Here is a 6,047-nt window from a genome sequence, read left to right on the forward strand (position 1 = left end):
CCGCTTGCCCTGTATCGTTACAGATGTCCCCCAGCGCACCACCGGCTGCCACATAGGCAATCAGACTGTCATCAACATCCGGTGTCGCAAAACGATGCGCAAAACCCGCACCCGCCATCGCGACAAGTACCGCGAAGGTCAGAAAAAACCGGCTGAACTGATGAGCTAGGTGACGCATGTTACGGTCGATATAGCCGCTGCGCGCGTCGTGATCCAGACCCGATCTGCGGGCAATCCGTCACACGGCCTGCGGCAGCGCGCGGCCTTCCTCCCACGCGATGATATTATCCAGCGCCATCTGGCCCATTGCCTCACGGATTTCGAGCGCAGCCGTGCCCAGATGCGGCAGCAGAACGACGTTCTCCAGCGCGCGGAACGCATCCGGCACATGCGGTTCATGTTCAAACACATCAAGGCCTGCGCCAGCAATCTGGCCCGCCTGCAAGGCTGCAATCAATGCCGCCTCGTCCACAACATCCCCGCGCGCGATATTGACGAAGATCCCCGTGGGCTTCATCGCGGCCAAGGCAGCGGCATCAATCATATGCGTGTTCTCGCCGCCCCCGGGGACGGTGACGACGATAATGTCACAGGCCCCCATCAATGCCGTCAGGCTTTCGACCTGTTCGGCGGGGAAATCGACAGTCTTGGGAGAGCGGTTATGGAATTTCACCGGCATCTCGAACCCGTAATGACAGCGCCGCGCCACAGCCTGCCCGATCCGGCCCATGCCGACGATCCCGACTGTCTTGCCCGTCACATGGGTGCCCAGCATCTGCGTCGGGCCCCAGCCGGTCCATTGATCTGCACGCACCAACCGCTCGCCCTCGCCTGCCCTGCGGCAAACGGACAGGATCAGGGTCAACCCGATATCGGCGGTCGCATCGGTCACGACATTGGGTGTGTTCGACACCAACACATCAGCCATACGCGCTGCCTCGACATCAATGTGGTTATACCCCACCCCGAAATTCGCCAGCACCTTGCACCGCAGATCACCGATAAAGGCCTCGGCAGTAAACTGATCCCCCAAAGTCGGCAAAATCGCATCATACTCCGCCAGGGCCTGCGCCGCCTCAACCATCGTCAATCCCACGGCAGTGTCGCGCACAGTCACGTCAAAACGCGCACGGGCGGCAGCCAGATTGGCCTCGGGCAGTTGGCGGGTGATCAGCAGTTTTTTCAATGTAGACGTCCTCCAAGGGGTACGGGGTGATCAGGGCCGATCAAAACGATCTCACCATCTGCATCAGGCAGACCCAGCACCAGAACTTCAGACATGAACTTGCCGATCTGACGGGGCGGAAAATTCACAACAGCCATCACCTGACGGCCAACCAAAGCCTCAGGCGCGTAATGCGCGGTGATCTGGGCCGAGGTCTTTTTCTCACCGATATCCCCGCCGAAATCTATCCAGAGTTTGATCGCGGGCTTACGGGCTTCGGGAAAGGCTTCTGCGCGCAGAACGGTGCCCACGCGGACATCGACCTTCAGGAAATCGTCAAAAGAAATATCACCCATTCGCCAGCTCGCGCGACCGGTTCGCCGCCGCCGCAACCGCGCGGCGCAACAGATGCGGAAACCCAGTCTTGGCGTCCATCAGCACCTCAAGTGCGGCCTGCGTGGTGCCATTGGGCGAGGTCACATTGGTGCGCAACTGCGCGGGGTTTTCTTCGGATTGCTCGGCCAGATCACCTGCTCCGGCGACAGTGGCTTTGGCAAGCTGCATCGAAAGCTCAGCCGACAATCCCTGCGCCATGCCGGCAGCGGCCAAGGATTCGATCAGATGAAACACATAAGCCGGACCCGAGCCCGAAATCGCCGTGACCGCATCCATCTGGTCTTCTGCGTCCAGCCGGACAACATCGCCCACCGACAACATAAGCGCCTCGGACAGGTCCAGATGATCGTCCTGCACCATCGCATTCCCGATGATCGCGGTGATCCCGCGACCGATCGAGGCAGGCGTGTTGGGCATGGCACGGACAATCGGTGTGTTGGGGCCGAGCACCGCTTCGAACGTGCTGATCGGGGTGCCCGCAGCCACCGAGATGACCAGTGTTTGGCCATTGCCCAAAGACTTCACGTCAGGCAGAGCCTCGGCCATCATCTGCGGTTTGACCGCGATGATCGCAACAGCGGGATTAGGGGGGATCTGGCCGCCGATGGCCACACCCTGTTCCTTCAGCCAATCGGATGGATTGGGGTCAATCACCCAAACTGACGTCGGCGGCAATCCGGTGCGCAACCACCCTTCCAGCATAGCCGACCCCATCTTGCCGCAGCCCAACAACACCAGCCCGCGCTTTGCAACATCAGTCATATTCATTGATGCACCTCTCGAATAACTATCAATAGGTTAGCCAAGCCGAAGGGCAGTTGGAAGATGCGTTCTGCGAATAAGAGAGGTGACGACAGGCTCCGTGGATGGGTATGCCTATGCTCTGTGTCAGGTGCGAGGGCCACTTGCCGTGCTCGCGTAAGGTATCTCAACAACGCCAAGACGACGGATCACAAAAAAAACCCGCCGTGCTCAGCATAAGTAGCTGAATCCACGGCGAGGCTGCTGTCTTGCGTGCGGGATCGCTTACATCAGGTTCTGAACGTTGATACCAAATGTGACCGCACCAATCACTTCACCTGTTTCAGGGTCTGTGATCGTCATCGACCCCTGCGATTGGTAGAACCCGGTACTGTCGTCGAACTCGACTTCGCTGATGTGCAAGGCATCCGCGCCGACAAGGTAGGTTTCCTGCCATTTCGCTTCGTCGCCCTGCCAGTAATCGGAGGTGACAGTGCTTTGCGCCACGTTCAGCCCTTTGTTGTCCATCACAAAGACTTCCGTCACAAACCCGGCTGTTGCCTCTTGCTGTTCAAGCAACCAGGCTGACACAGGTGCTGACATCAGTTTTTCGATAAGTGGCCCGCCACCGGCGGCCTCTTCGGCGCGCCATTGCAGGTCGAGTGTGATGATATCATCCTCTGACAAGCCATCATGCTCGGCATTCTGTGCCTTGATCGCCGCAATCAATTCCGGATTTGTAAGCCATTTGCTCAGCTCTTCACGGGCATAAGCCTCAAGCGGGACACGGTAGACACCGTCTTGCCCCGGCGCTGCAACGAGATAGAGCGTGATTGTGTTGTTCATCGCAACCGAAAGCGTATCCGCCAAGGCGGCCGCTGCATCGACGTCTTGGGCCGATGGCGTTTGTCCTGCCAGGGCCGCATCGAAAATACCGCGCTGATCCAGCCAAGTCTGATAGGTGTTTTCAAGGCTTGCGCGTACGGCATCATTGGGCGGTGGGTTGATGCCTGCCCCTGGGAAGCCGTCACGCAGCGCAAGAAGCGTCTGTTGGAACTGATCGACAGACGTTGCCAATGCCTGTTGTGCGTCACCGGTCGCTGAATTGGTCGCAAGTTCACACATTGCGCGGGACATCCGATATGCAAGTGCGCGCTGTCTGACGGCAAAGTTCAGCACCGTCGCGTCACTCTGCAAAAGCTGCGACGGGTCAGTGTATTGCCCGGCCACAACAGCAGCCAACCTTTCGGTCTGTTCGAAAAGGTCAGCATAGCCCGCTTTGATTGTTGCGGCATCTTCATCTGTCCCTGCACCGGACGCCAACCTTTGCGCCGCCGCATCCAACGGCCCCCAGAACTCTGCAGTGGTGGTCAAGGCGTTCAGCGTACGCGCACTGCCCTCAGCGCCCGGCATGCCAAGGGCGGCACTCCCGTTGATCAAACCATTAATCGTCTTGTCAAAGTCAGCACGTACGGACGCCAGTTGGACTTGGGCACTCTCAGCACCAATTCCGGCGTTGACCCTGCAACTTGCAGACGCCACGGCCTCTGTCAGCGTGCGCAGGCTGGCAGAGCGATTAACCCGCGCTTTCCCGCCATTATAAAGAGACTGGTCGATGCGCTGCGCCACAGCAGGCTCTGCGGTAAATATGCCTGCGGACGGTGCACCCATCACGGCAAGCGCAACCAACGCGATTTTCGAAACGCCGCGCATCTTCGATGCAGGGCTCTTGATCTTGCGGGGGCTTGTCTTGTCTTTGATTAGCATTGCATGGTTCCTAGCTTAAATAAATAACTTATTGATTTAAAATCAACAAGTTAGCTCCCGCAAGACTTGCGGTTCGCTGCACAAAATTTGATCTTCCACCATATTGGAGACCCGGACATTCAGATGACGGTTGACCGCACGATGACGGTCGGAGTTGTTGCAGGCACGTGATGCCACTGCGCGACAGTTGACGGCCGATCTTTCGAGGCGTTCAAACCGACAAGGCCCCACAATGCGTGACGCATCTGCACGGGACCGGAGCGAAGTTGAAAAACGACCATAAGAAAACGCGCGCACTGCCTCTAAGATTTCGCGCATGATCCTGCTTACATCTGTCAACGCTTCATCTCCCTAAGCTCGGGGCAGCTCCCAAAGACCCTAAAGAGGTCTGTCCAGAGGCAAGCCACGCATCAATTCCATTCACTACTCGTCACATCACACTTTGCGATACAAAGCAGAGTATTTAGCTATAATTGTGTCCAGTTCGTGGTTGTTTTCGAAACCTTTTGGGGCAGGCCAATTCCCCAAAGCGCGCAACTTTAAACCTAAAAAAAACATAAATTTTTCAAAAAAATGCTGCTTTGCCGATTGTACATGCTGCCGGTAGGCATGTGATGTGTCCGGAGTAGGTTGTGGGCCTGCATGATCACAGAAGGCTATGCCGATCGGTCGGGTATCACTGGCATGGCGCAGCTGAGGATGAGAGGAAAAAAGATGGAGAAGCCAATCATAAAAATGGCATTGGTGTTGCCGCTAATATTGACTGCGGCCAGCGGAATGGCCGTTGCGCAGACTGCCTCACCCACGCCTGTCGCTGCGGTGATCGAAGATAACGCGCAAGAGCGGATCAACCAGGCCAGCCAGCTACGGGTCTTGACCCAAAAAATCCCGGCTGCCGTGTGCCACCTGAACCGTTCCATTGCCCCCGAAGAATCGGCCAACGTGCTGGTCAAAGCTGTCAGCGATTTTGAACAGATCTTGACGGCGCTCGAATTTGGCGATGCTGATCTGAATATCGCAGCGCCGGAAACCCGCCCCCGGTCGCTCGCGGCGATCCACGAATTGCGCGCGCAGTGGCAACCTGTACAGGCCGCCGCGACAGCCGTGATCAACGGCACGGCAACGCAGGAGGATCTGCGCTATGTGATGCTGGAAAATCAGGTCGTGCTTGATGCGGCACAGCGTACTTTGGAAGAGATGACACAACAGTACGCAAATCCGAACGCCGTGACCTTTGCCAGCCTGTTCATGATCGATCTGGCCGGCCGCCAAATGCTGCTGGTGCAAAAAATCGGCAAGGAAGCCTGCCTTTGGTCCAGCACCCCCCCTGTCGCTGACGTGCGTGAGGAACTTGCGGAATCTGTGCGCATCTTCGAAGCAACGATGGAGGCACTGCGTTTTGGCATGCCTGCACTTGGCATTGGCGCACCCCCAAATGCAGAAATTCAAGAAGAGCTCGAAGCCGCTTTGAATGAATGGAATGCGGTCAAACCGATCGTCACAGGGATCATCGCAGGCGAGCGTTTCGACACAGCGACCGGCACAATCAAATATAAGGGTTTGGACGCGGCCATGCACCACATGGATAGGGTGGTGACGATGTACGTCGCAGCCGCAGCGCCGAGCTATTAAAGCGAACAACCTCTGTCTTAAAACGGATGAGCAGGTCATTATCATGGCCCGCTCACTCGTATTCAAAACCTGTGTTTGGCGCAGTTACGCCCTTCCGTAGGCCCCGCCGATCGCCACCTGCACGGCCTCTTGAGGCGTCCGCTCGGCCCATGTGACCAACTGGATGGCAGGATAGTACTGCCCACAAGCCGCAACCGCCGCCCCAATCATGGTATCAATCTGATCCGGCCCTGCGACCTGATCACCGGCCAACATCAGACCATAGCGGTACACCATCAGGTTTTGTTCGGCCCACCATGTAAAGGCCCCCGCCCAGCAGCGGTCGTTGATCGTGTTCAGTGTCTCG

General features: G+C 57.4%; 6 protein-coding genes. 1 reads left to right on the forward strand and 5 read right to left on the reverse strand.

Annotation, left to right across the window (positions count from 1 at the left end):
- Positions 1-238: 238 nt before the first annotated feature.
- The 4 genes from VGP75_RS19610 to VGP75_RS19625 form a co-directional block, all read right to left on the reverse strand.
- Entirely contained in the window at positions 239-1,186 is a 948-nt protein-coding gene (locus VGP75_RS19610) for a 2-hydroxyacid dehydrogenase (RefSeq protein ID WP_327545253.1), read from the reverse strand.
- Positions 1,183-1,521 carry a tRNA-binding protein gene (locus VGP75_RS19615; protein ID WP_327545254.1) on the reverse strand — a complete coding sequence of 113 codons (339 nt, stop codon included), beginning with the start codon at positions 1,519-1,521 and terminating at the stop codon, positions 1,183-1,185. The genes VGP75_RS19610 and VGP75_RS19615 overlap by 4 nt, the downstream gene beginning before the upstream one ends.
- Positions 1,514-2,329, reverse strand: a complete 816-nt coding sequence (gene proC / locus VGP75_RS19620; protein WP_327545255.1) for a pyrroline-5-carboxylate reductase — start codon at positions 2,327-2,329, stop codon at positions 1,514-1,516. The genes VGP75_RS19615 and proC overlap by 8 nt, the downstream gene beginning before the upstream one ends.
- A gap of 258 nt (positions 2,330-2,587) precedes the next feature.
- Complete coding sequence (locus VGP75_RS19625; protein ID WP_327545256.1) at positions 2,588-4,069, reverse strand: type IV pili methyl-accepting chemotaxis transducer N-terminal domain-containing protein; 1,482 nt, start codon at positions 4,067-4,069, stop codon at positions 2,588-2,590.
- 714 nt (positions 4,070-4,783) lie between these two features.
- Between VGP75_RS19625 and VGP75_RS19630 the strand changes: the two genes are divergently transcribed.
- Positions 4,784-5,701: a type IV pili methyl-accepting chemotaxis transducer N-terminal domain-containing protein gene (locus VGP75_RS19630; protein WP_327545257.1), complete on the forward strand. Its 918-nt coding sequence runs from the start codon at positions 4,784-4,786 to the stop codon at positions 5,699-5,701.
- Between the two features lie 84 nt (positions 5,702-5,785).
- On the opposite strand, the gene VGP75_RS19635 is transcribed toward VGP75_RS19630, so the two are convergent.
- A partial coding sequence (locus tag VGP75_RS19635; protein ID WP_327545258.1) for a type III secretion system chaperone family protein occupies positions 5,786-6,047 on the reverse strand: 262 nt, incomplete at its 5' end.

Source organism: Yoonia sp., from assembly GCF_036007805.1.
GTDB lineage: Bacteria > Pseudomonadota > Alphaproteobacteria > Rhodobacterales > Rhodobacteraceae > Yoonia.

Excerpts from the sequence above, each read along its gene's own strand:
- VGP75_RS19630 (WP_327545257.1), top strand. The coding sequence starts at position 4,784 with ATGGAGAAGCCAATCATAAAAATGGCATTGGTGTTGCCGCTAATATTG.
- proC (WP_327545255.1), bottom strand. The coding sequence starts at position 2,329 with ATGAATATGACTGATGTTGCAAAGCGCGGGCTGGTGTTGTTGGGCTGC.
- VGP75_RS19615 (WP_327545254.1), bottom strand. The coding sequence starts at position 1,521 with ATGGGTGATATTTCTTTTGACGATTTCCTGAAGGTCGATGTCCGCGTG.
- VGP75_RS19625 (WP_327545256.1), bottom strand. The coding sequence starts at position 4,069 with ATGCTAATCAAAGACAAGACAAGCCCCCGCAAGATCAAGAGCCCTGCA.